The 24,570-nt window shown below is 34.8% G+C and carries 25 protein-coding genes; 16 read left to right on the forward strand and 9 right to left on the reverse strand.

The genetic code is table 11. The features are described 5' to 3' along the window. Positions 1 to 54 precede the first annotated feature (54 nt). From ACOQFO_RS13940 to ACOQFO_RS13950, 3 genes are read right to left on the reverse strand one after another with little or no spacing between them, the layout of a single operon-like run. Positions 55 to 1,584 (reverse strand): DUF7305 domain-containing protein, encoded by a 1,530-nt coding sequence (locus tag ACOQFO_RS13940; protein ID WP_421690269.1) that lies wholly within the window; start codon positions 1,582 to 1,584, stop codon positions 55 to 57. 1 nt (position 1,585) lies between these two features. Further along, positions 1,586 to 2,074, reverse strand: a complete 489-nt coding sequence (locus tag ACOQFO_RS13945) for a PilW family protein (protein ID WP_421690270.1) — start codon at positions 2,072 to 2,074, stop codon at positions 1,586 to 1,588. Beyond that, positions 2,022 to 2,519: a type IV pilus modification PilV family protein gene (locus ACOQFO_RS13950; RefSeq protein WP_421690271.1), complete on the reverse strand. Its 498-nt coding sequence runs from the start codon at positions 2,517 to 2,519 to the stop codon at positions 2,022 to 2,024. Before ACOQFO_RS13950 ends, ACOQFO_RS13945 begins: the two co-directional genes overlap by 53 nt. A 481-nt stretch (positions 2,520 to 3,000) precedes the next feature. Between ACOQFO_RS13950 and ACOQFO_RS13955 the strand changes: the two genes are divergently transcribed. The 10 genes from ACOQFO_RS13955 (at position 3,001) to ACOQFO_RS14000 (ending at position 12,818) form a co-directional block, all read left to right on the forward strand. Beyond that, complete coding sequence (locus ACOQFO_RS13955; protein ID WP_421690272.1) at positions 3,001 to 4,284, forward strand: VanW family protein; 1,284 nt, start codon at positions 3,001 to 3,003, stop codon at positions 4,282 to 4,284. A 15-nt stretch (positions 4,285 to 4,299) separates the two neighbouring features. Next, on the forward strand, positions 4,300 to 5,964 hold the full coding sequence (locus ACOQFO_RS13960) for a GspE/PulE family protein (protein WP_421690273.1): 1,665 nt from the start codon (positions 4,300 to 4,302) through the stop codon (positions 5,962 to 5,964). An 11-nt stretch (positions 5,965 to 5,975) separates the two neighbouring features. After that, entirely contained in the window at positions 5,976 to 7,022 is a 1,047-nt protein-coding gene (locus ACOQFO_RS13965) for a type IV pilus twitching motility protein PilT (RefSeq protein ID WP_421690274.1), read from the forward strand. Continuing rightward, the gene (locus ACOQFO_RS13970) at positions 7,019 to 8,227 is read left to right on the forward strand and encodes a type II secretion system F family protein (RefSeq protein WP_421690275.1); all 1,209 of its coding nucleotides are present in this window, start codon (positions 7,019 to 7,021) and stop codon (positions 8,225 to 8,227) included. The genes ACOQFO_RS13965 and ACOQFO_RS13970 overlap by 4 nt, the downstream gene beginning before the upstream one ends. Positions 8,228 to 8,276: 49 nt before the next feature. After that, complete coding sequence (locus ACOQFO_RS13975; RefSeq protein ID WP_421690276.1) at positions 8,277 to 8,771, forward strand: type II secretion system protein; 495 nt, start codon at positions 8,277 to 8,279, stop codon at positions 8,769 to 8,771. Positions 8,772 to 8,913: 142 nt separating this feature from the next. After that, positions 8,914 to 9,819, forward strand: coding sequence for a type IV pilus biogenesis protein PilM (gene pilM, locus ACOQFO_RS13980; RefSeq protein WP_421690277.1), 906 nt, complete (start codon positions 8,914 to 8,916; stop codon positions 9,817 to 9,819). A 1-nt stretch (position 9,820) separates the two neighbouring features. Further along, positions 9,821 to 10,402, forward strand: a complete 582-nt coding sequence (locus ACOQFO_RS13985) for a hypothetical protein (RefSeq protein WP_421690278.1) — start codon at positions 9,821 to 9,823, stop codon at positions 10,400 to 10,402. Continuing rightward, positions 10,402 to 11,124: a potassium transporter gene (locus ACOQFO_RS13990; protein WP_421690279.1), complete on the forward strand. Its 723-nt coding sequence runs from the start codon at positions 10,402 to 10,404 to the stop codon at positions 11,122 to 11,124. Before ACOQFO_RS13985 ends, ACOQFO_RS13990 begins: the two co-directional genes overlap by 1 nt. 88 nt (positions 11,125 to 11,212) lie before the next feature. Next, a complete protein-coding gene (locus ACOQFO_RS13995; protein ID WP_421690280.1) occupies positions 11,213 to 11,965 on the forward strand; it encodes a prepilin peptidase in 753 nt (250 codons plus the stop codon). A 142-nt stretch (positions 11,966 to 12,107) separates the two neighbouring features. Beyond that, positions 12,108 to 12,818 (forward strand): gamma-glutamyl-gamma-aminobutyrate hydrolase family protein, encoded by a 711-nt coding sequence (locus tag ACOQFO_RS14000; protein ID WP_421690281.1) that lies wholly within the window; start codon positions 12,108 to 12,110, stop codon positions 12,816 to 12,818. A 429-nt stretch (positions 12,819 to 13,247) separates the two neighbouring features. On the opposite strand, the gene lexA is transcribed toward ACOQFO_RS14000, so the two are convergent. After that, positions 13,248 to 13,871, reverse strand: coding sequence for a transcriptional repressor LexA (gene lexA / locus ACOQFO_RS14005; RefSeq protein ID WP_421690282.1), 624 nt, complete (start codon positions 13,869 to 13,871; stop codon positions 13,248 to 13,250). Between the two features lie 170 nt (positions 13,872 to 14,041). Here lexA and yneA point away from each other — a divergent pair, with 170 nt between their 5' ends. Further along, positions 14,042 to 14,383, forward strand: a complete 342-nt coding sequence (gene yneA, locus ACOQFO_RS14010) for a cell division suppressor protein YneA (protein WP_421690283.1) — start codon at positions 14,042 to 14,044, stop codon at positions 14,381 to 14,383. Then, entirely contained in the window at positions 14,380 to 15,048 is a 669-nt protein-coding gene (locus tag ACOQFO_RS14015; RefSeq protein WP_421690284.1) for a YneB family resolvase-like protein, read from the forward strand. The genes yneA and ACOQFO_RS14015 overlap by 4 nt, the downstream gene beginning before the upstream one ends. A 32-nt stretch (positions 15,049 to 15,080) precedes the next feature. Here ACOQFO_RS14015 and ACOQFO_RS14020 read toward each other — a convergent pair whose 3' ends face one another. Further along, positions 15,081 to 15,335 (reverse strand): hypothetical protein, encoded by a 255-nt coding sequence (locus ACOQFO_RS14020; RefSeq protein ID WP_421690285.1) that lies wholly within the window; start codon positions 15,333 to 15,335, stop codon positions 15,081 to 15,083. A gap of 330 nt (positions 15,336 to 15,665) precedes the next feature. Here ACOQFO_RS14020 and ACOQFO_RS14025 point away from each other — a divergent pair, with 330 nt between their 5' ends. The 4 genes from ACOQFO_RS14025 to ACOQFO_RS14040 all read left to right on the forward strand — a co-directional run bounded on the left by ACOQFO_RS14025 (position 15,666) and on the right by ACOQFO_RS14040 (position 21,044). Next, the gene (locus ACOQFO_RS14025; protein WP_421690286.1) at positions 15,666 to 16,001 is read left to right on the forward strand and encodes a GNAT family N-acetyltransferase; all 336 of its coding nucleotides are present in this window, start codon (positions 15,666 to 15,668) and stop codon (positions 15,999 to 16,001) included. A gap of 354 nt (positions 16,002 to 16,355) precedes the next feature. Beyond that, a complete protein-coding gene (locus tag ACOQFO_RS14030; RefSeq protein WP_421690287.1) occupies positions 16,356 to 16,586 on the forward strand; it encodes a DUF896 domain-containing protein in 231 nt (76 codons plus the stop codon). Between the two features lie 140 nt (positions 16,587 to 16,726). Continuing rightward, a complete protein-coding gene (gene tkt, locus ACOQFO_RS14035) occupies positions 16,727 to 18,721 on the forward strand; it encodes a transketolase (RefSeq protein WP_421690288.1) in 1,995 nt (664 codons plus the stop codon). 640 nt (positions 18,722 to 19,361) lie between these two features. Then, positions 19,362 to 21,044, forward strand: a complete 1,683-nt coding sequence (locus ACOQFO_RS14040; RefSeq protein ID WP_421690289.1) for a methyl-accepting chemotaxis protein — start codon at positions 19,362 to 19,364, stop codon at positions 21,042 to 21,044. A 255-nt stretch (positions 21,045 to 21,299) separates the two neighbouring features. Here ACOQFO_RS14040 and ACOQFO_RS14045 read toward each other — a convergent pair whose 3' ends face one another. From ACOQFO_RS14045 to ACOQFO_RS14060, 4 genes are all read right to left on the reverse strand, one after another. After that, a complete protein-coding gene (locus ACOQFO_RS14045; protein ID WP_421690290.1) occupies positions 21,300 to 21,938 on the reverse strand; it encodes a response regulator in 639 nt (212 codons plus the stop codon). 90 nt (positions 21,939 to 22,028) lie between these two features. Next, positions 22,029 to 23,099: a sensor histidine kinase gene (locus ACOQFO_RS14050; RefSeq protein WP_421690291.1), complete on the reverse strand. Its 1,071-nt coding sequence runs from the start codon at positions 23,097 to 23,099 to the stop codon at positions 22,029 to 22,031. After that, a complete protein-coding gene (liaF, locus tag ACOQFO_RS14055) occupies positions 23,096 to 23,779 on the reverse strand; it encodes a cell wall-active antibiotics response protein LiaF (RefSeq protein ID WP_421690292.1) in 684 nt (227 codons plus the stop codon). The genes ACOQFO_RS14050 and liaF overlap by 4 nt, the downstream gene beginning before the upstream one ends. Positions 23,780 to 23,916: 137 nt before the next feature. Further along, positions 23,917 to 24,564, reverse strand: a complete 648-nt coding sequence (locus tag ACOQFO_RS14060) for a PspA/IM30 family protein (RefSeq protein WP_421690293.1) — start codon at positions 24,562 to 24,564, stop codon at positions 23,917 to 23,919. Between the last annotated feature and the right edge of the window lie 6 nt (positions 24,565 to 24,570).

The raw sequence follows: 24,570 nt of genomic DNA on the forward strand, positions 1-24,570 counted from the left end.
TTCTTAAAAGAAATGGCCTTGAATATTTTTTTGCTAAATTTTTTTCAATATAAATTATTGAACTTCATAGTAAGATTTAGTGGATGTTAATTCATATGCATCGTAGTATTCAGTGTAAGAAATCATTTCTGTATTTGTTTCAGGTTCTGACAGATCTGGGAATGCACATGCATTGTATTTATTGTTATTAATTGTATGGACTAAAGATGGAACCCCTTTAATATTTAGTCTTTTTACAACAATATAAGAAGTCTTTAATGTATAAGTTCCATTTGATTGATAAACAGCGTTAGGGGCACATATGCCATTAATAGTTAGGTTAGGGTGATCTATTTGTATTAATTCACTCAAGGTAAACAGACTACCATTTATTTGATACGTTTTCTTTTGGATATTAATATTACTTGTATTTAATGCGTATATGTTGGCTTTTAATTTAAAATCGTTGTTTAAATTGAAATTATTTTTGATAAAAATGTTAACTTTCACTGAAGGATCGCTTTTTAAATCTAAAAATCTATTAATAGAAAAATCGCCATTGATAAATAGATTTACTTCTCCTGAACCTTTAATAATTAACTCGCTTTTATTTCCGCCATTATAATGTAAGTTTTCTTTAATATACAGGTTAGTAAGAGGTTTTGTAATATTTAAAGTTAATGAAGTTTTATCAGATATCGAAAAAGGATTATCTACATAATAAGCTGATTCAGTTAACTGAATGTTATTTGAATTATTAATTAACAATTTTTTTAATTTAGAATATGTTCCATCTTGAAATCCTTTAAATTTGTCTTTTAACATATCTGCTTGAAAATTAATTTTACTTGGATTATAGGTTGATATACTAAATTCAACGTTTTTATTCATACCATTAGTAGTATTGTTCTCGTTCGGATGTGTATAGAAAAGAATAGGTTTGTCACTATTATTTGGATTTAAAAAATCTAATTCATTTTTTATTTCTTCTTTTACAAGATTAGCTGGATTAGATGAATTGATTGGAACTACTTTAGTTATAGTATCACTTTTAACGTTAAATTCTAGATTTACTAATTGTTTTATTTTTCGTTCACTAGTACCAATTTTACCAATAGATAATAATTCAATTTGTGATGGAATTCCTTCCTCTTCAATCACGTTCATACTTATAGTTGCTTTTGGTTGAAACCCTTGGTTAGTAGTAAAGTTATTATAAGTTAATTTAAATATAGTATATGGATCATTAGTTAGTGCTTTATTTTGTTCTGAAATTAATAAATCTTTTACTTTTAATTTATAAGCTTTTTCAAAATCAATCGTGCTTTTTGTTTTTTCATCTTTTTTATCGTACCATTCTTTTGTTTCATTGAATGCGGTATCTACGAGTTTTTCAATTGATGGGATTGTTTCAACTAAAGCAGCCTCAGCCACATAGTAGGTAGTTTGATCATCTCTTTCACTCTTTGAGGTATTCATTGTGTTTCCGGATATTGCAAAAATACTCATTCCTAATATTGTAAATAAAGATATTGCGAATATAGTTAATAGTAAAGAATATCCTTCTTGATTAAATAATATAGACTTAAATTTGTATTTAATCATTTTATTCACCCCTAACAACGAGTTGTGTTGATACTTCATCGTGTGTCGTCTTTAGTTTGATATCTACTACAATAGTGGTATCTTCAATGGAGATTTGAAATTTAGCAACATTCTCCAAGTAAACAGAGCTATTTTTATATAGAGTATTATTTGAATATACATAATGATCAATTGAGCCAGCAGGATTTGTTGATTTTATTGAATTTGAGTTTACAAATTCTACTTTTGTTGCCATTCTTATATCTTTTGTAAAAACTTTTAAACCATAGGAAATGTCTGATATTTCACGGTTTGCTTGTGATTGGTTAGAATATTGTTCATTCCCTTGAATGATTATATTAAATAAAATGGAACCTACTATAACTGTAATAATTATTACAGCAAGAACTTCCATTAAAGTTAGGCCACGCTGATTCAAAGTCTTATTCATAATGACATTACAGCGAGCTCCATTGGATTGTGTTTTCCATTTGTGCTTTAATGACTTCACCTGAATTACCTACTTCGATAACATAAATTATGACTCTTGTTAAATAATCGACGCCATTTACTGGCGTTTTAACTGTCAATTTGACATAAAAATTTGAGTTGCTTATATATTTTTTAAAATAACCTAGAGGATATCCGGAATCATCTATATTTGTATATCCTAAATCATGAATGGCTTTAACATAATTACTGATTGGATAACAGCGTATCATCACATCTTCTATCTCACAACTCTTTTTTGTTTGTAAGTATAGATTTTCCATTTCTGTCTGTGCTATGTAAGTTGCATCAACTATTTTCTCAGAATTTTTAGTCGTTTTAGCGGATTGAACGAATAGGCCAAATATACCAAGAAGTATGATTGTTAAAATAACTACAGAAGCGATTACTTCTATTAAAGAGAGGCCAGATTCATCTAGTATTTTATTATTTTTAAAACGCCTCATATCTAATCACCTTCTTAAGTAAGTGAAAAGCAAATTTATATTCCAGTATATATTATTATATAATATCTTAACCATACATGCTATAAAAGTCATAGTAATAGGTGAAAAGTATGAAAAAAATTTGAAATTAACAAGATTTGTCTATACAAATTATGTAAAGGTATATAAATTTTATAGTAGTACATATAATTATTATAGAAATACATAATTTAGAAAACATAATTTTCAATTTTTAGATAAAATCTTTTCAAAAAATACCTTTAAAAATTAATATAAAAGCCTCTAGAATAAAGCAAAATCAGTTTAAAAAATTTCTTTAAAACTAGTAAAATAATCATATACAATCCATTATTTTTTGTGTATTCTAAGCTATATATGACATTAGTATTATATGTATCTTTTTCACGCAATTAATTATTATAAATGATAACATTAAATATATAAAATCCTAATAAATGGGGTGATTATTCTGACAATCAGAATGAAAAAGTACACTCTTGTAACTTTGTGCTTGTTTCTACTATATCTAGTATTCCCAACTAGCGATATTATTAGGGTTTTCGCTGATGATGAAGGAAATGGATCAACTATCGCTGGTATCAATGTAGATGGCTTAGAACCTAATGAAATTGAGAATGTATTAAACAATGCATTAACAGAATGGCTTCAAGAAGAAATGACAGTTACTGGTGGAGGAGTTGAGCTTTCAGTAGACCCGACTAAATTACTGTTTGACATTCCTGCAACAATCAGTGAGTTCCAAACACTAGTGAAAAAGCCCTGGTATATGTTTTGGGGATCGGAACGAGTGGTTCATATTCCTTTAAAGGTTAGTGATAATGAGGATATTAAAAATGAAATAGCATCTGTTTCAGCATGGGAAACAGATGAAACTTATCATCAACTACTGTCACAAGCATCGTTCTTAATGGATCATCAAGTTGAAGCAAAGGTGAAAAATCTAGATATTTATGATAGTGAACGACTTGCTCTTACAATAAGAGATATTCCATCCGATGCCTTTGCTCCTGAAGTATTGGTTGCATTATTAGATGGGAAAATGATTAACCCTGGTGATGTTTTTTCATTCATTGAGACTGTGAATGATGGGGCAGATCAGGTAAATAGTCAAACTTTAAACTTTGTTTCTTCCTTATTATATGACGTAGTATTGCAAACGGAATTTGAAATACTGGAACGTCATAACGGTACAGAGATACCTGCATTCATCGAACTAGGGAAAGAAGCTACTATAAATGTGAACCTTAATGAAGACTTCAAATTCGTTAATACGACTGATTATGTAGGTAAACTTAAAGTTTCAATGGAAGAAAACTCAATGAAAGTTGAAATATCTTCTGATACTAAAGGTAAAGAAGTTTCTGTTCGAGTTGAAAAAGAAGTACTATCTCCTCGAATTATCTATCGTTATTCAAATGATTTACCAGTAGGACATGAACAGCTACTTCAAGATGGTAGAGAAGGGTATCGTGTCATTGTTTATCGTACGATTTCTGGAAATGGACTTGCGCAAGAACAAAAAGTAAGTCGTGATTACTACCCTCCTATTAATGAAATAATACTTAAATCATCAAAAATACCACCAGTTGTCGAAGGTACAAATATATCTGAATCAACAGAAAATAATGATCCGAACTTGGAAATTGACTTAGATGGTGACGGATTACCTGACATTGAGGTTCCAGTAAAAACTGATGAAGAACCACCTGTTTATGATAAGGCGGGAAGTGAAGTCACTCCATAGAAAGGGGAGATCACTATGCGTGGAGCAACACGAAAACGACTTGGGGACTTGCTTGTAGAAGCAGGAGTTATTACCAATGAACAGTTAGATTATGCGTTGAAAAATAAAAGCTATGAAGAGAAATTAGGAGATTTTCTCATTCGAGAAAATTTCATTACCGAACAACAACTTATTGAAGTACTTGAGTTCCAATTAGGAATTCCACATATTAATTTAAACCAATATGCAATTGAGCCTGAACTGTTGCAATTGGTTCCGGCTGAACTTGCAAAACGTGCAAAAATTATGCCTATCCGTCGCGATCGTAACAAACTTTTCATCGCGATGGCGGATCCAATGGATTACTTTGCGATTGAAGAAGTACGAATGGCGACTGGTTGCCAAATAGAGACAAGTATTGCGGCAAAGGACGATTTATATCGTACGATTACGAAATACTATGACTTACAAGAATCAATGGATGCGGCACTTTCAGATTTAGGTGTCGCAGCTAACGAAGTGCAGCAAGAAATTACCGACGAAGATTCTCCAATCGTTCGCCTAGTAAACCAAATTATTGCAAATGGTGTTGCTCAACGTGCCAGTGATATTCACTTTGACCCGCAAGAAACAGATTTTCGAGTACGGTATCGTGTCGATGGTATATTAAGAACGGAACGATCATTACCAAAACATATGCAAAACATGATTACCGCTCGTATTAAAATCATGGGTAATTTAAACATTACGGAAACCCGCGTTCCACAGGACGGTCGTATTAAATCAACCGTAAACTTTAAACCAGTGGATATTCGATTAGCAACATTACCAACGGTTTTTGGTGAAAAAATCGTAATGCGTTTACTTGATTTAAGTAGTGCGATGAATGATGTTTCAAAACTAGGGTTTACAAAACATAACGAAGACCAGTTCCGTAAAATGATTTCCAGACCGAATGGAATTGTGTTAATTACAGGTCCGACTGGGTCAGGGAAATCATCAACGTTATATGCAGCATTAAACAATCTAAATCAAGAGGGAGTCAACATCATAACTGTTGAAGATCCAGTTGAATATCAACTTGAAGGGATTAACCAAATTCAAGTAAAAGAAGAAGTGGGATTAACCTTTGCAGCGGGACTTCGATCCATATTACGTCAAGACCCTGATATCGTCATGGTAGGGGAAATTCGAGATTTAGAAACTGCGGAAATTGCTGTACGTGCATCTTTAACCGGGCATTTAGTTTTAAGTACGTTGCATACGAATAGTGCAGTTGAATCCATCTCACGTTTAAGAGATATGGGAATTGAACCGTTCCTCATTTCTTCATCGTTAATCGGAATTGTTGCTCAACGTTTAGTTCGTCGTGTATGTCGTGACTGTGCTCGTACGGTTCCAGCAACAGATCGTGAAAAAGAAATCTTTGCTGAAGTAGGCCTTTCAGTTGATACAGTACAACGTGGGCGTGGTTGTGCTGCATGTACTCAAACTGGATATCGTGGTCGTTTGGCAATTCATGAAATATTACCAATAGATCGTGTTATTCGAGACCATATTCTTCAAAGAAGCAACATCTCTGTCATAAGAGACTATATGCATCAAAGTGGTTTCCCTACTTTGTTGAAGGACGGTTTATTAAAAGTTTTAGATGGTGTTACAACAACGGAAGAAGTACTCCGTGTAGCAACGTTTGATTAGGAAGTGAGACAGTGACTAATTTTTCAATAAGAGCATTACTTCAAAAAGCGTATGATGTAAAAGCATCCGACCTTCATATAACGGTAGGAATTCCACCTGTTTACCGCATAAACGGAACTTTACAACAATATGGACAAGCTGTTGTAGAACCTGATGATGTGAGAGATATGGTAACGGCAATCCTACCACCTCACAAGGTTGGGGAGTATAAGGAAAAAGGGGAAACCGACTTTAACTATTCTTTAGGTGACATTTGTCGTTTCCGTGTAAATGCCTATCATCAACGAAATGTAGGAGCTATTGCTTTCCGCTTGATACCATCTAAAATTCCGACGATTGAATCTTTAGGAATGCCAAGTGTGTTGTATGATATAGCTGAAAAACCACAGGGACTCATATTAGTAACAGGTCCTACAGGATCAGGGAAATCAACAACTTTAGCAGCAATGATTGATTATATTAATGAAAATAAATCAAAGCATATTATTACGTTGGAAGACCCGATTGAATATATTCATCACCATAAAAAATCAGTGGTTAATCAACGTGAAATTGGTATGGATACTGGTGATTTTGCAAGTGGATTACGTGCTTCACTACGTCAAGACCCTGATGTCATTCTAGTTGGTGAGATGCGTGACTTAGAAACGATTTCGACTGCCATTACAGCAGCTGAAACTGGTCACCTAGTCTTTGCAACACTTCATACTTCAAGTGCTCCGACAACCATTGACCGAATTATCGATGTGTTTCCTCCACACCAACAAGGTCAAATTCGCATACAGCTAGCAAACGTTATTCAAGGAATCATTTCACAACGACTGTTTCCAAGAAGAGATACAATTGGTCGAGTTGCAGCGACAGAAATAATGGTTGCGGTACCAGCTGTTACGAATTTAATTCGAAATGAAAAGGTTCATCAAATTCCAAGTGTAATGCAAACAAGTCGTGCGCTAGGTATGCATACCTTACAGTCTTCCTTACAAGATTTAGTTTCTAGAGGGGAAGTTTCATTCGAGGATGCAAAACCTTATATGAACGTTGGTGATTACAATTGACCGTATTTAAATATGTAGGTCGAACAAAAACAGGGGCACCTGCAAAAGGGACAATTGATGCAGCGAATAAAAATGCAGCGATAACAAAACTACGTGAAAAAGGCATTAATCCCCGGGAAATCACCGAGTCCAATAGTATATTGCATATGGAATTAAATCTCGGTGGAAACACCATTAAAAATCAAGACTTTGTAATTTACTGTAGACAATTCGCAACACTCATTCGTGCAGGTGTTTCAATTGTTGAATCAACAGATATTTTAGCTAACCAAACGAAAAGTAAACCTTTAAAAAAGGCATTACAAGCAGTCGAAGAAGATATTCGTTCAGGGATCCCATTTTCGGAAGCAACCGCAAGACATCCAAAAGTGTTTCCTGCATTATTTACAAATATGATGCGATCTGGGGAAGCTACTGGTAACATCGACGATACATTGGAACGATTAGCGAATACGCTTGAGAAGCAATATAACTTAAAGAAAAAAATCCAATCAACGCTAACTTATCCTGCAGTTTTAATGGTTATTACGATTTGTGTTGTGTTTTTCTTATTACTTTTTATCGTCCCGACATTTGTAACGACATTTGAGTCAATGGATGCGGAATTACCTGCAATTACTATCTTTACATTAGCTGTTAGTAATTTTCTCCAGGATTTTTGGTGGATTGTTATTGGTTTTGTAGTTGTTGTTAGTGTCGTATTTCAGTTTCTATATAAAAACAATAAGGAATTCAACTATACAGTGCATTACGCATTATTAAGAATCCCTGTTTTCGGGCAGTTATTACAAAAAGATGTGATCGCAAGACTGATGAGAACATTGTCTTCTTTATTTAGTAGTGCTGTACCAATTTTGAATGCATTATCTATTGCAGAAAGAGTTGTAGGTAATCCAGTGGTGGGAAAAGTAGTTTTGGAAGCGAGGACAAGCCTTGAAAAGGGGAGTTCACTAACAGAGCCACTTCAAAAAAGTTGGTTGTTCCCACCATTAGTAACTTCGATGACATCGATAGGGGAATCGACAGGTTCACTTGATTATATGTTGGAGAAGATTGCGGATTTTTATGAGGCAGAAGTGGATCGGGCAGTAGATACTTTAAAATCTTTGATTGAACCGATAATGATCTTAATTTTGGCAGTTGTAGTTGGTTTTATCGTAGCGGCGATTATGTTGCCGATGTTTAGTTTATATGAACAAATTTAAAATAGGAAAAGAATAGGATAGAGGACGTTTTGCGGGGAGGTGTAGGTTAATGCAACTAACGTCCGGGCAAAAAGAAATGATTAATACTAAAAATAATGGAGGATTTAAGATGAAAAAATTCATTAAAAACTTATTGAACAAACGTCTAAACAATGAAAAAGGTTTGACTTTAGTTGAATTACTAGCTGTAATTGTTATTTTAGGAATTATTGCTGCAATTGCGGTGCCGGCGATTGGAAATATTGTAAGTAATAGCCAAGTAAAAGCGATTAAAGCTGATGCAGCAAATATAATAAATGCAGCAAATTTATATTATACAGATAAGGGTAAAGACTCTACTGTTCCAGAATTTAGTCAAGCGAACGGTACTGAATTTATAGAAAATCCAGGTAGTTTTACAACTTATACTGTAAATAAAAATTTAGAGTTTACTGGTACTGCAACTAAAGGTGGGGTAACAGTAAAAATTACAGAGGCAACATTAAATGAATTACAACTTGACACGTCCGATGGCAATGGAACAATAGTTGAAGTAACAAAATAATGGAATTTCAAAGAGCATCTAACTTTCTTAGATGCTCGAATGAAATTCTATTTAAAGGAGGCCCATCCAATGTTCAAAACCAAAAAGAAAAACTCTCACGTCTCCATTGAACTAAATGACTATGTACTTCGTACTCTGGGTGATGAAGGGCCCATCAATTGAGCAAGCGATGATTTATGAAGTAGAGCTTCCTAAAGGAATTGTGAAAGAAGCTTCTATTCAAGATGAAATGGAACTTTTTAATCTATTTAAAGCAAATGCAACGAAATGGGGAGGGAAAAATCAACGAGCTCGCTTTTTTGTTCCTGACCCTACGATTCTATTGAAATCTTTTGAGCATCCTAGTGATGTGCCTAGCACTAAAATATTAGAGTATGTTCAAATGGAGCTAGGTCACACTATTCATTTGCCTTTTCAAGAGCCACTGATTGACGTGTACGACCCAACTCCTGGTGATCGACAAGCGATGATGTTTGCAGCAGCACCAGATGAAGTTCATAAAATGTCCAATTTATTATTAGATATTGATTTTGATCCAGAAGCTGCAGATATCCGTGCTTTGTGTAATTTAAGATTCCTAGATCACATCAAACTTTTACAAAATGATAAAACTTATTTAATTGCTAACTGGTTAATTAATGAATTATCCATTTGTATATATTCTAAAGGAAATGTAGAATTTATCCGTTATCAACCGATTGATACTGATTTATCAACATGGAGAGCGAATAGTACATCCGAAGGGAATGTTGATTTTTCATTTGCTGGAAATATGGAAGAATACCGTATGACATTATCTGATCATATATTAGAAATGGATCGAATTATGAATTTCTTCCGATTCTCATTAAACAAAGGTGAGAAATCTGTCGATGAAATTATTGTTATGGGAGATAATCCATTTTTAGTACAGATTCAATCCTTCTTGCAAGAAAACTTAGCATTACCTATTCAGATTATCGATGATGAACTTGTGCACCAACATTTTCCGAATTTTAAAGCGAAGCATGCTAGTCTTTTAGGTCTTGCGTTAAAGGTGGTTGTTTAAGATGATTCCAGATATAAATCTCTTACCGAAATTAGAAAGACGACAAACCACTTCCAAACTTTTTTATTTGATTCTAGCTGCAGCTACTTTACTAGCGCTTGCTTTTTTCGCTTGGCAATATTTTAGTGCTTCAAATTCTATTTCTTCTTTACAAGCACAAGAAGCGAATTTAATACAACATCGAGATCAATTGCAAATGGGCCTTACTGATATGACGGCGAACCAACAAACTTCATTTGAAGATACTGTAGAATATGTTGATCTTATTTCCTATCCAGTCTTGCCGTTGATCACTGAGATTGAAAAATTGAAAATGAATAATTCATATTTGCGAAATTACTCCTTTGGGGTGGACTCTGTTACCATCTCCATGGATTTTGAAACGTTAAGTGATATCTCCAAATATTTAAGCCGCTTAAAAAATAGTGCTTATTTTGTAGATGTACAAATCTCTCATGTTTCACAATTTGAATTAGGAAATGAAACAGAGACCGAGGAAGACTTTAATGTGCAACCTCGTCAATCTGCAGACATTACTTTAACCATTGATGAAATTTATTTAGCTACGGGAGGTACAAGATAATGAATCTCTCAAGCAATAAAAATACGCAAGTGATTTTACTTGTGGCACTCGTTGCAGCACTGATTTTTGCTGTTTATTATTATTTAGTGCTACCAAAACAAATTGAAGTGGATGAGCTTAATCGTTCGATTCAAAGCTTAAATGCGGAAATCGCGACGATTCAATCTTCTATTACTCAATTAGAAACAAATAAAGGAACAAGTACAACTAACTTGTTTGCACTTCGACAAAAAGTTCCGCCTACAAGTGATGTGGACGAGCTGTTACTAAATATTGAGGAAATCGAGTATGTATCAGATTCTTTAGTTTTATCAATCTCAATAAATGACTCTGGTTCTTCTGCAGCTGATGCGGGGATTGGGATTACCTCTCCAGAGGATCCAGTTGCAGATCCAAATGCGGGGAATTCAACTGATACACAGAATGCTGGAACTGAAACAACAGATGGAGAAAGAGTGAATGAAACACCTCCACTGGTTTCACCTATTGCTACATCATTACCACCTGAGCTAAAATTGTTCTCGTTTAGTATGGAAGTGGAATCACCGGATTACAACAGATTACTAAAATTTATCGATGAACTTGAAAATTTAGATCGCATTATGCATATTGATTCGATTAGTTATTCTTTACCTGGGGAAGAAATAGAATTCGCAGAAGATGAGACGCAATCTGTTACTGCATCCCTTCAAGTAACAACTTTCTATTATGAGGGAGAATAATGCTTTCGAATTAGCTTTGACAAATCTAGTAGAACCTTTATACTAGAGTTTAGTAAGTTTTATGAAGTTAGGTTAGGAGTTGGATTTTTTGGAATATGTGATTACGATTTTTGCATTTTTATTTGGGATGATTTTTGGCTCGTTTTACAATGTGGTTGGGTTACGGGTCCCTCTTAAAATGTCAATAGCTTATCCACCATCACATTGCACGAATTGTATGCACCGTTTATCCACTCTTGACCTAATTCCGATTTTTTCGTACATCTTCCTTAAAGGAAAATGTCGTTATTGTGGGGAGAAAGTTTCTCCAATTTACATGTCTACAGAGATTTTAACAGGTGCTTTATTTGCCTTTGCATATTGGCAGTTAGGTTTTACTCCTGAATTAGCCGTTGCATTAATCTTTATTTCATTACTTGCAATAATCGTAGTTTCAGATATTGCTTATATGATCATTCCAGATAAGGTGTTACTATTTTTCTTACCTCTATTAGCAGTGGGAAGATTTTTCGCACCTTCTGAACCTTGGTGGGATAGTTTACTAGGACCTGTTATAGGTTTTACCGTTTTATTTTTAGTCGCGTTATTGTCTAAAGGTGGAATGGGTGGGGGAGATATTAAACTATTCTTCCTTATCGGTCTGACTCTTGGAACGATTGGAACATTGGTGACGTTGTTCTTTGCTTCATTAATTGGAATAGTGGTTGGCTTTGTTGTTTTAAAAGTACGTGGACAAGACCGTAAACAACCAATATCATTTGGACCATCCATTGCAATTGCAGCCTTGATTGTTTATTTTTATGGGGATTCAATAGTAAAGTGGTACATAAACTTATTTTAATATCATAAAAGATTCGAGCCTAACGCATGTCGTAAGGCTTTTTATTTTGTTTAAATAATATCAACTTCTAAATAATTCTAGTAATTAAGAAAATTTTGAAATATAATTTGATTTGTTAAAAGTTTATTTGGAGGTGGCGTGATTGAAGCCTATTATTGGAATTACAATGAGTATTGAAAATGATACGAGTTTTATCAATTGGCGATATACAAAAGCAATCATTCAAGCAGGTGGGATTCCAGTTGGTATTCCATTAGGTTTGGAAGAGGATGCGTTACAACTGATTCACATGGTTGACAGTCTAGTTTTATCGGGTGGTGGTGATTTACATCCACATACATTTGGGGAAGAGCCACATGTGAACTTAGGACAAGTGAATAGTGATCGAGATCGTTTGGAATTGGCACTAGCGAAAGAAGCGATTAAACGTCAAATTCCGATTTTCGCGATTTGCCGTGGTCATCAAGTGCTGAATGTTGCATTAGGGGGCACTTTATTCCAAGATATTTATTCACAAAATCAAAATATTTATTTACATAGTCAAAAGGCGCCTCGACATGAGGGCACTCATTTTATCTCGGTGAAGCAAGATAGTTTACTTTATAAGTTGTTAGGAAAAGAGACTATGACGGTCAACTCATTCCATCACCAATCAGTAAAACGTGCAGCGTCAAATATTAAAGTAGTCGGAAAAGCAGGCGACGGCATTATTGAGGCAATTGAAATTGTCGACTATCCGTTTTGCTTAAGCGTACAATGGCACCCGGAAGAAATGGCTGTTGAGGGCGATGAAGACTCTAAGAAATTGTTTACGGCATTTATTGAGGAGAGCTTGAAAAATAAAGTGGGGTAACTAGGGGTTCAATGAATATTCCCCAAATTATATTATTACGAGGGTTATGTGACATTTGAGGAGTGTTTTCCTGGAAATGTCTTATAAGCAAAGGATATGAGACATTTGTTGACTGATTTATGAGTGAAATGTCTCAAAAGTATAGGATATAGGACATTTGAGGTATGATTTTCGCGTGAAATGTCTCAAATGTAGAGGAAATGGGACATTTGAGGCGTGATTTTCTTTCGAAATGTCTCATAAGTAGCTGGAATGAGACATTTAAGTCTAGTTTTCCTTAAAAAATGTCTCAAAAGCATAGGATATGAGACATTTCAGCCAGAATATCCTCTGAAATGTCTCAAATGCTAATCCACGAACATCCATCAACTCAATATAATCAAAAAAACGATTTGGAAATCTAACTGATTCCAAATCGTTTTATATTTTTTAATGAATTCGACGATATAAACCTACCACTTTACCTAAAATAGTTACTTGATTTACATAGATAGGGTCCATTGATGAGTTTTCCGGTTGTAGTCGGAAATGTGTTTTTTCTTTATAGAAACGTTTTACAGTTGCCTCATCGTCCTCAGTCATAGCTACTACAATTTCCCCGTTATTTGCAGTGGATGTTTTCTTTACAATGACATAGTCACCATCTAATATACCAGCTTCTATCATGGATTCTCCCATTACTTCTAGCATAAACAGCTGATCTTCACTTGTTCCATAGGAATCTGGTAGAGGAAAATATTCTTCAATGTTTTCAATTGCTGTAATTGGTAGACCGGCTGTTACTTTACCTATTAAAGGAACGTTCACAACACTTTGTTTTGGAACTGGAATTTCTTCCTCTTGGTCGAGAATTTCAATCGCACGTGGTTTCGTTGGATCTCGGCGAATTAAGCCTTTACTTTCTAAGCGAGCTAAATGTCCATGCACAGTGGAGCTTGAAGCGAGGCCAACAGCTTCCCCAATTTCACGAACAGATGGCGGATAACCTTTTGTACGAACTTCTTCTTTAATGAATGCTAATATATCTTCCTGCCTTTTCGAAACTTTTTTCAATCTAGCTCACCTCTGGTATGAATATCTATCTTTACTAGTTACATATAGTATAGCAACAGGATATGAAAAATGCAAACATAAGTTCGAACAAAAGTGTTGACAAAACGTATGTTCGGTTTTATATTAAGAATATACATATACGAACAAATATTCGAAAAGAGGTAGAAAGTATGAAATGGTTAGAAAAAAATAGTTATGTAAAGGTACTTTTAACAGCTTTTTTAGTTATAGCAGGTTATATTTTCATTACAGATGAGGGCAATACAACATACGAACAAATACAAGTGCAACATGGTGATAGTTTATGGTCATTAGCAGAAAAATACCGTGGTAATATGCCAACACATGAGTGGATTAAAGCAGTAAAACTTGAAAACAACTTAAATGGTGAGACAATTGTAGCTGGACGAGAGCTAACAATTCCATTATCAGCAGATACAATCATTATGGCCCAAGACTTTGAGCAAGAGAATAATTCAACTGAAGTAAAGGTAGCGACAAATAATCAATGATCCAGGAAAAACGAAATGCAGTAATTTATGCGAGAGTTAGTACAGAAAAAAATACACAAGAAACCTCTCTTGCTCGTCAACAAGATGAACTAGAAAAATATGCACAAAAAATGGGTTATATAGTACTAGCCTCCTTCCAAGACCAACATAGTGGTTACGAAGTGGATCGTGATGGTTTATTAGAAATGATGGACTATATAAAAGAACATAATGTACAAGCATTATTCATCCAGGATGAAACACGTTTAGGACGTGGACATGCTCGTATGGCAGTGATCCATCTTCTCCAAAAATACGACACAACCATCTATACTCTTAATGATTCTGGACCAATTGCATTAAACGAAATGGATTCGATGTTATTAGAGATTCTTGCTATTGTTGAAGAATATCAACGGAAAATTCACAATGCCAAAATCCGCCGTGGTATGAGACGTGCTGTAGAAAATGGGTACAAGCCTCAACTAAATCTAAAAGATCGCGGAAATCATGAAGGTCGAGATAGAATTGATGTACCAATAGAAGAAATTGTTAACCTTCGCAACAAAGGTCTTACGTTTAATGAGATTGCCTCAACATTACGTGGTGTTGGTTTTGAAGTAAGTAAAGCAACGGTACATCGTAGATACCAAGAATATATGGAGAAAACTGATAGTCAGAATTGATTTGTCATTGAAAAGATGGAGAGTAATGCATTCTAAATACTAAGTTTCTTTTTAATAATTTTTACATCTTTAGTTAGTTCATCAATTTGTTTTTGCATTAACTTTAAATCATAATTATTACTACTATTATTCTGATTTTGTTGCGATTCTTTTAGGGCAATAATAGACGCAATTGTTGCAAGTCCATCACATAAAGTAGTTATTAATCCAGCAATCACTGCTAATTGGGCAGCTTGACTTTCTGGATTTTCAATTTCATTAAATTTATTAATTTCGTTATTCTTCATTAAAGAAACCTCCAAATTTACAATAAAATCTTTCGCTTTTGAATAAATGTAACAGTAAATTCCTAATCCCATTATCGCTAAAGTATGTATCTTTGACATATAGAATTGGGCAAAAGAAGGATAGGTTCAAAGTGTAAATTGACGAGTAAATTTATGATGAATGAATTAAACAATGTAAATGAATTAAGAGCACTCTCATTGAGTGCTTTTTCTAATTGTTTCTCTATTAAAAGATCGCCTTTTATTTTACGAGTAAAGAAACGTTAAATTTCAGAATATTAAAAACTTACTATTGCCAAAATTCACATCTTCAATATGATACTAATAGGGGTGGTTTTTATTTTAGCAATAAAAAAAGAGACAGAAGGAAATAATATTAAATTTGATTTTTTCGTCGGTGATCGAAATATCGGATACGCGGATGGAATGAAAAAGGGTGATACATTTGAATACCATTACATCTACATTTATGAAGAGGTAAGAAAATTAGGTTATGGTTCAGCTGTTTTAAAATTGATGGAAGAAGAATTGAAACTATTGAATATAAAAGTAGCCAATGGTGATTTTATTGCCGAGGATGATCAAACTCAAAAGCAACTACATGATTTTTATATTAAAAATGGATATGCCATAGTCGATGGTGTAATCATTAAACAATTAAGCTAATCTTGTTATTTCGAAAACATGAAACGAATCATAAATCGGGGTATTGCAGATTTATTTTGGTAACTTACGGCAATCTAAATTGTAGCGTGCTTTTTCATTTTCCAACTAGATCTAAAATCGATTAGTTTCTAATACTGCAAAAATTATTAATCACGTGATAATTTTTTATTCTCCTACAAAATCTTTTAATAATGTGCGTTCGAGATGAAAGTTAATAGTTTATCAAAAGAGAAACTTGTATTTTATACAGTAAATTAACATTAAATCATTTATTTTATTAAGTTCTTTCACTTGCACTTCAAGTCTTTTTTCCTTACCTTTAAATCATTGGAAGAATGAAAGGTTGGAACAAATATGTTATCAAAAGAAAAAATTAATCGCATCAACGAATTATCAAAGAAAAAGAAATTGGGAACACTCACAGAAGCGGAAGCGAAAGAACAAACTGCTTTACGAAAAGAATACTTAGATACATTTCGCAATTCGTTTAGAGATACTATAACAAATGTACAAGTTTTTGACGAAGCAGGAAATGATGTAACACCTGAAAAAGTTAAACAATTAAAACGTAATCGCTTAAATTAAATAGATTGATATAACACATTAGGGAAAAGCATGTCATATTTCCGAAAAAGTCATGAGATAGGATTGTTTTCTTTGACAAACTTGTCTAAACTGTATAAGGAAGAAAAGTAAGAAAACTGATCGAGAAAGGAAGTCTCGCAATGACAACAAATGCGGATTTACAAGCAATTAACGCCATCCGAACATTATCAATTGATGCAATTGAAAAAGCAAATTCAGGTCACCCAGGTTTACCAATGGGTGCAGCACCAATGGCATATACTTTATGGACTAAACAGTTAAAACATAACCCACAAAATCCTAAATGGTATAACCGTGATCGTTTCGTTCTTTCTGCTGGACACGGATCGATGTTACTATACAGCCTTTTACACTTAGGTGGATATGGTCTTGATATGGAAGAAATTAAAAACTTCCGTCAATGGGGTTCTAAAACTCCTGGTCACCCTGAATATGGTCACACAGTGGGCGTAGAAGCTACAACTGGACCACTTGGACAAGGGATTGCAATGTCAGTTGGTATGGCGATGGCTGAACGTCATTTAGCTGCAACTTACAATAAACCTGGTCATGAAATCGTAGATCATTACACATATGCATTATGTGGTGATGGCGACTTAATGGAAGGTGTTGCGGCAGAGGCTATTTCATTAGCTGGTCACTTAAAATTAGAAAAATTAATCGTTCTTTATGATTCAAATGACATTTCACTTGATGGTGATCTAGCAAAATCATTCTCTGAAAATGTTCAAAAACGTTTTGAATCATACGGTTGGAACTATATCCACGTAGCAGACGGTACAGATATTGATTCGATCAATAAAGCAATCGAACAAGCAAAACAATCAAAAGACAAACCAACTTTAATCGAAATCAAAACGGTTATTGGATTTGGTTCACCAAATAAATCAGGTAAAGCTGATGCACACGGTGCTCCTCTAGGTGCGGATGAAGTGACATTAACTAAAACTGCTTACGGATGGGGACATGAGCCATTCCAAATTCCACAAGAAGTATATGATACTTTCAATGCAGCTGCAGAAGTACAAGGTGCCAAACCTGAAGCTGAATGGAATGCAAAATTCGAAAGCTACAAAGCAGAGTATCCAGAATTAGCAGAACAATTTGTGAAAGCTATGAACAATGAACTTCCAGCTGATTTTGATGCAGAAGTACCTGTTTATGAAGCTGGAAAATCAGTTGCTACACGTTCTTCATCTGGTGATGTAATTAACGCATTAGCTAAAAAAGTTCCTTCATTCTTTGGTGGTAGTGCGGACCTTGCTGGTTCTAACAAAACTACTATTAAAGGTGGCGGCGACTTCTTTGCTGAAACTCCAGAAGGCCGTAACATTTGGTTTGGTGTTCGTGAATTCGCAATGGGTGCTGCCCTTAACGGTATGGCGTTACATGGTGGATTAAACGTATTCGGTGGAACATTCTTTGTGTTCTCTGATTATGTACGTCCAGCAGTTCGTTTATCTGCATTAATGGGATTACCTGTTACTTATGTGTTCACGCATGATTCAATTGCAGTAGGGGAAGATGGTCCTACACACGAACCAGTTGAACATTTAGCTGCATTCCGTGCTATGCCTAACTTATCAGTTATTCGTCCAGCCGATGCAAATGAAAGTGCTGAAGCATGGAAATTAGCAGTTTCATCTAAATCTACACCTACATTGCTTGTGCTTTCTCGTCAAAACTTACCAGTATTAGCGAATTCAGCAGAACTTGCTAAAGATGGTGTTGCAAAAGGTGCATACGTTGTTTCTCCAGCTACAAAAGAAACTCCAGATGCAATTTTAATCGCAACAGGTTCTGAAGTAGCATTAGCTGTTGAAGCACAAAAAGCATTACTTGCTGATGGAATTGACGCTTCTGTTGTATCTATGCCATCAATGGATCGCTTCGAACAACAGTCAGCTGCTTATAAAGAATCTGTATTACCAAAAGCTGTTACTAAACGTTTAGCAATCGAAATGGGATCTTCATTCGGTTGGCATAAATATGTAGGCTTTGAAGGTGACGTTCTTGCGATCGACCAATTCGGTGCAAGTGCTCCTGGAGAAGTTGTAATTGAAAAGTACGGTTTCACAGTTGAAAACGTTGTTTCTAAAGTAAAAGCTCTATAAGAGTTATTAAGTCGATTTGTTCCAATGTTGGAGCAAATCGGCTTTTTTGTTTGAACTACATTTATTGCTGGGAATCCCTTCTAATGTCTGAAAATGGGACATTAAAATCTGGAATAACATCTGAAATGTCTCAAAAAGTCGAGAAATAAGACATTTGAAGCGAGAATTACATCCGAAATGTCCCAAAACGCCCGGAAATGAGACATTTGAAACGGGAATTACATCCGAAATGTCTCAAAACGCCCGGAAATGAGTCATTTGAAGCGAGAATTACATCCGAAATGTCCCAAAACGCCGGAAATGAGACATTTGAAGCGAGAATCAAATCATAAATGTCCCAAAACGCCGGAAATGAGACATTTGAAGCGAGAATCAAATCATAAATGTCCCAAAACGCCGGAAATGAGACATTTGAAGCGGAAATCACATCATAAATGTCCCATAATCTATCAACCTCACTAGTATTCTCAACTCAAAATTCTCACCCCCTCCCATCTTAAACCCCCATTTTCACCAATAGTTTGTGTAATTCGCTATAATCCTTCCATTTAAGAGAAAATTCATGTAAAATATTCCTAATCTACTAAATTATCAAAATTATTACATAATAGAATAACATTACAAGGATGGGGATGACGTCATGAGATTAACAATTGCCAGGAAACTATGGATGGGGTTTAGTTCGTTAATTATTTTAATACTGATTGCGGGGGCTATTGCTTTATATTCGATTCATGATTTGACTGGAAGATATCAATCTATCATCGATGTGAATTTAGAAAAAATTAATCTTGCAAAGGAAATTGAGAAATCACAAATCGAAGCGGAATCGAATCTTCTTTCATACATAACGTTTAGCAATGAGGAAACAATTGAAAAAGTACGTAACTCCTTACAAACTGGAACTTTAGCAGTTCAAACTTTTAAAAACTTTTCAAATGATGCAAAAGCCTCTGAATTACTGGATAAAGTAACTACGAACTTTACAGTGTTTACCGAAACGACAAATAAAGTTATTGAAATGAAGCAAAAAGGTAAACCTTTTACAAGTTCATTGGCACAATTAAAAACACATAACGGGCAAATTGTTGTTTATCTATCAGAATTAGTAGAACTGCAACAACAAAATGTAAACAAGGCACAAGAAGAAATTAAGTTGTATCAATCATTTGTATGGACTGCGATGATCATCATCATGGGTATAAGTATTGTCCTTGGCGTAGGAGTAACGGTCATTGTAAGTCGAAATATATCAAATCCGATTAAGAAAGTTACAAAGGGCTTAAGACATATCGCCAATGGTAATTTACAAACTGAATTGATTCAAATTAAAAATAAAGATGAAGTAGGCTTGATGGCTGAAACGTTTAATAAAATGTTAGCAGACTTACGAAATATCGTAGGAAAAGTAAGAGATTCCTCTGCACAGCTTGCTGCAAGTGCAGAACAATTATCTGCAAGTTCGGAACAAAGTCTTGCTTCTTCTCAAATGGTAGCAACTTCTACTGAGCGCCAGTTATTGGCAAGTGATAGTCAGGCGAAACTAATGGTTTCCTCTGTTGATGCCATGCGTGATCTAAATACAGGAATGCACCAAATTTCAGAAAGTAATGAAGAAATGCTACGCTCTTCAGACGATGTTCATAAATTGGTATCGAAGGGCTCAACAGTTATCTCTGATGTTGCATATCAAATGGAGACAATTCACCAAACATTTACTGAGACAAATGCCATCATGAGTGAAATGGCCAAGCATTCAAATGAAATTCAAAATATTACTTCACTAATAACAGAGATTTCAGAACAGACGAATTTACTTGCTCTTAATGCAGCAATTGAGGCGGCACGTGCTGGAGAGGCAGGAAAGGGATTTGCAGTAGTTGCAGATGAGGTTCGAAAACTTGCTGAGCAATCAAGAAAGTCGGCAGACGAAATTCAGAAAATGATAAATCAAATGCAAAAAGCAAGTGGTGCTGCCGTTAATGCTATTACAGATGGTGGCGCTAAAATCAATGAAGGAATCAAAAAAACAAATGAATCCTTACATGTATTTAAAGATATTGAAACAAGCGTAGAAGTTGTTATCGATAAAGTTGAAACGGTATCTGCTGCAATCGAAGAGATTCATGCTATTGCAGACTCAGTTACAGAAAGTGTAGTGAAAGTAGAGGCACTTGCACAAGAAGTTGCTGCATTCTCGAATGATTCAAGTGCTGCCACAGAAGAACAGCTGGCAGTTAATCAGGAAATTACATCTAGTGCACAATCACTAGCGACTTTAGCAGAAAAACTTCAACAAGAAGTAAGTAAATTTAATATTTAGTTTCATAATTAAAGAGGTTGCTTGAAAGGATAAAAACTTTCAAAATGGCCTCTTTTTATTTTATAATTTAACAATTTACTAGAATCTCTTGATATATTTCCCAAATATTCCCGATATTATAATATCTGTTAGAGACGGGGAGTAAGTAATGAAGTTTTCAATTCGCAAAAAAACTATGGTTAGGCTTTGGATTTGTCCTATTTTTACTGATTACTATAAAAATCGGATGCAGCTTTTGTGCATCCGTTTGTCCATTTATTTCACTAGTCCATTATGAAAAGCATAAACGACCGCTTGTGTGCGGTCCTGTACTTCTAACTTCGCTAAAATATTACTCACATGTGTTTTAACTGTTTTAAGTGCAATGAATAACTCGTCCGCAATTTCCTGATTTGTTTTCCCTTGTGCTACAAGAAGTAGTACTTCCATTTCCCGTTCTGTTAACTGTTCATGGAGCGGGGTAGCAGTATTAGCATTTGAGCGCATTCTTTGCATCATCTTTGTTGTTACTTCAGGCTCTAGAACAGATTCGCCGTTCATCGTTTTGCGAATGGCATCGGCGATTTGTTTAGCGTTAGAAGTTTTTGAAATGTAACTGACAGCACCAGCTTCTAAAGCAGGATAAACTTTATCATCATCAAGAAAGCTTGTTACCATCATTATTTTAGCTTCTGGCCATTGTTTCAAAATCTCCGCAGTTGCTTCAGCCCCCGTCATTACGGGCATGACATTATCCATTAAAATCAAATCTGGGCGAAGCTTTAAAGCAAGTTCTACAGCTTCCTTGCCATTTTCTGCTTCACCGACAACCGTCATATCAGATTGTGCGGAAAGATAAGCTGAAACGCCAATTCGCACCATTTCATGATCATCCGCGATTAATACACTAATCATTTATTCACCCCATACTTAAGCAAATTTCACTTTTGGAACCAGGTTAGGCACCCCGAACTAATTGCTTTTTCAAAATTCATTCCCAACCAACTATTCCAGTGAATCTGAAACATCATTAGTTTTCAACTCAACTTCAGCACCGTTTCTCTTCTTTAACGGCACCTTTACTTCCACAATCGTTCCTTCACCAGGAACAGAAACGATTTTATACGTACAGCCGATTTCCACCGCCCGTTCGGCAATATTTTTTAAGCCGTACGAAGTAGTTTTATTGTCCTCCTCGACGTTAAAGCCTCGGCCATTGTCTTGAATACGTAAGATAGCGACATTATCCCGAGCAATTAATAATAATTCTACTTCCGTTGCTTTAGAGTGGCGCAATGTGTTCGATAGAGCTTCCTGAGCAATGCGGAATAAATGATCTTCTTCTGCTTTAGAAAGCTCCATTTCTTCAATTTTATAATCTATTTGGAAGTTTACTTTTTGCTTTAATTCAATAACAAGTCCTGTTAATCCTTCAGCTAATGTATTATTGCGAAGGGCAATAGGGCGTAAGTGTAACAATAATGCGCGCATTTCAAGCTGTGCTTGTTGGACTACTTTTTCAACTTGATTTAATGTTTTTTGTGATTTTTCTTCGCCATGAGCTTGCTCAGTTAAGGCTGATAATAACATGGAAGCAGCGAACAGTTGCTGTGAAACGGAATCGTGTAATTCACGAGCTAATCGTTGTCTTTCTTGAACGATTCGTTCTTGAATTATCGCGTCATTTGAATCAACGCGTTCATTCGTTAATTTTTGTAAGCTTTTGCGCTGAGTTTCTATTAATTCACTTGTTTGAAGTAATGCTTTTCTTAATGACCTTGGGATATTTTTTTTCTTCTCCAATGAAAATTCAGGATCCACTAATTGTTTTACATATCGAATGGCTACGATTTCTTTTGTTTTTGAAGCGATGGCCATCCAAATGCTAATCATACAACTTACAACGAAAATTGTAATTCCAAAATAAGCTACTAGCGGGATGTTATTAAATTGTTCTTCCCATAGTGGTCTAAATGTTTCTTCGACAGGTTCACCTAAAAGGAAGTAAAAGAATAGAAAGACCATCGTACTTAGTAGCATACACATTGTAAATGTTCGGACTATAAAGTTAATCATTGTCGAACCACCTCCACATCACCTAACCAGGTTGCAACGTGGATGACAAGCTTTCGTTTTGCCTCAACGGGTTCACCGTCTTCAACTACAATATGTTCATTCATTAACCGTTTTGATGGTTTTTGAGGTAGTTTCACTTCACCTAATATGGTTGTATATTGCAAACGGAATGGAATATCGTATGGAACCACAACCGTTACTTTTCCAATAGCCTGTCTTATTGAAATGACGGAAGTACCATTTGGTAAAATTGTTTGAGTCGTATCGATTGTAATGTCACCAAGAAATCGTTGAATTTGAACGTCTTGCCACTTGTATGCTTCAAGTGGGGGAGATGTAATTCCGATAAAATCATTTTTATGTATCGAACCTTTCTCAAAGGCATCTCCACTTACAATAATGTCGTCTTGTGGTTTTTTATATTGTTTATAAAGCATGTAAATTAAGATCGCAATTACAAATAGTCTTAAAGTTAAAACTGCCATAACAGCTAAAAATGCAAAGAAGCAACCAATCCAAAACAGAGCTTTTTTGCGCTTTTTAAAACTAAAGTAAAATAAAAACCCCGTAATAATGAGTAAGAAGGCACCACCATTATTAAAAACTGTAAGCTCAGTAAATACAATTAAAAGAAGAATGATAAGTGAGGTAGTCAGTTGATCTGTTGTGTATTTATTCAAAGTGGGTACCTCCTTTTTATTGGTTTTGGTGAAAGTAGAAGAGAGGATGTCAATATTTCGACACCCTTCCTCATTTTCCGGCGCAGGGCTAATAGTCCAAAGGATATATCGCTCCCTAATTCCACACTATTATACCATTATATAACTTCGCTTGTTGTAACTACTTCTGTATTAGGAACTGAATTCTTTTTCTCTAATTGTGCTAAACGAGATTCAAGCATAGTCACTTCATATTTGTTATCAATTTTAGTAGATAGATGGTCAATATAAGCTGATAAGTCTTCAAAGCTTGTTTCGTTATTTGATTCAATCACATGATCCATTTTATGGTGTGCGCGGATCACGTTCTCTTTACCCATCAATTGCAATTGTCGTACTTTCATATCTTTAATTTTATGTTTCATTGTTTCATATTTACTTTCTAATTCAAACACTTGTACTTTTGTTGTTTCAATACTAGCTTGTAAAGTCGATTGACGAACAGTGTATACTTCCACTTCTTGTTTTGCAAAGGCAATTAAATCTGCTTCGTTAGCGTCAATAGCAAGTGCTAATTGTGTTGAACGTTTTTCAAGCATAGCTGTAGCTTCTTTTAATTCGCGTTCTAGTTTATTTTTTAGTTCCACTTGGCGAGTAAGTAACTTACCTGTTTGTTCTGTTTGTTTTTCTGCTTCACGAATGTATTGGTTTAACATAGCGATTGGATTTTTGCTTTCCTTTTTATCAAAGAATTCGTGTAAATCTGCTTGAATTTGGTATTTAAATCTTGTTAATAAACTTGTCATTTTGTT

Origin of the sequence: Ureibacillus sp. MALMAid1270, assembly GCF_049202975.1 — a bacterium.
Lineage (GTDB): Bacteria > Bacillota > Bacilli > Bacillales_A > Planococcaceae > Ureibacillus.

Excerpts from the sequence above, each read along its gene's own strand:
- ACOQFO_RS13940 (WP_421690269.1), bottom strand. The coding sequence starts at position 1,584 with ATGATTAAATACAAATTTAAGTCTATATTATTTAATCAAGAAGGATAT.
- ACOQFO_RS13950 (WP_421690271.1), bottom strand. The coding sequence starts at position 2,519 with ATGAGGCGTTTTAAAAATAATAAAATACTAGATGAATCTGGCCTCTCT.
- ACOQFO_RS13955 (WP_421690272.1), top strand. The coding sequence starts at position 3,001 with ATGAAAAAGTACACTCTTGTAACTTTGTGCTTGTTTCTACTATATCTA.
- ACOQFO_RS13960 (WP_421690273.1), top strand. The coding sequence starts at position 4,300 with ATGCGTGGAGCAACACGAAAACGACTTGGGGACTTGCTTGTAGAAGCA.
- ACOQFO_RS13975 (WP_421690276.1), top strand. The coding sequence starts at position 8,277 with ATGCAACTAACGTCCGGGCAAAAAGAAATGATTAATACTAAAAATAAT.
- pilM (WP_421690277.1), top strand. The coding sequence starts at position 8,914 with ATGAAGGGCCCATCAATTGAGCAAGCGATGATTTATGAAGTAGAGCTT.
- ACOQFO_RS13985 (WP_421690278.1), top strand. The coding sequence starts at position 9,821 with ATGATTCCAGATATAAATCTCTTACCGAAATTAGAAAGACGACAAACC.
- ACOQFO_RS13990 (WP_421690279.1), top strand. The coding sequence starts at position 10,402 with ATGAATCTCTCAAGCAATAAAAATACGCAAGTGATTTTACTTGTGGCA.
- yneA (WP_421690283.1), top strand. The coding sequence starts at position 14,042 with ATGAAATGGTTAGAAAAAAATAGTTATGTAAAGGTACTTTTAACAGCT.
- ACOQFO_RS14015 (WP_421690284.1), top strand. The coding sequence starts at position 14,380 with ATGATCCAGGAAAAACGAAATGCAGTAATTTATGCGAGAGTTAGTACA.
- ACOQFO_RS14020 (WP_421690285.1), bottom strand. The coding sequence starts at position 15,335 with ATGAAGAATAACGAAATTAATAAATTTAATGAAATTGAAAATCCAGAA.
- ACOQFO_RS14030 (WP_421690287.1), top strand. The coding sequence starts at position 16,356 with ATGTTATCAAAAGAAAAAATTAATCGCATCAACGAATTATCAAAGAAA.
- tkt (WP_421690288.1), top strand. The coding sequence starts at position 16,727 with ATGACAACAAATGCGGATTTACAAGCAATTAACGCCATCCGAACATTA.
- ACOQFO_RS14040 (WP_421690289.1), top strand. The coding sequence starts at position 19,362 with ATGAGATTAACAATTGCCAGGAAACTATGGATGGGGTTTAGTTCGTTA.
- ACOQFO_RS14045 (WP_421690290.1), bottom strand. The coding sequence starts at position 21,938 with ATGATTAGTGTATTAATCGCGGATGATCATGAAATGGTGCGAATTGGC.
- ACOQFO_RS14050 (WP_421690291.1), bottom strand. The coding sequence starts at position 23,099 with ATGATTAACTTTATAGTCCGAACATTTACAATGTGTATGCTACTAAGT.
- ACOQFO_RS14060 (WP_421690293.1), bottom strand. The coding sequence starts at position 24,564 with ATGACAAGTTTATTAACAAGATTTAAATACCAAATTCAAGCAGATTTA.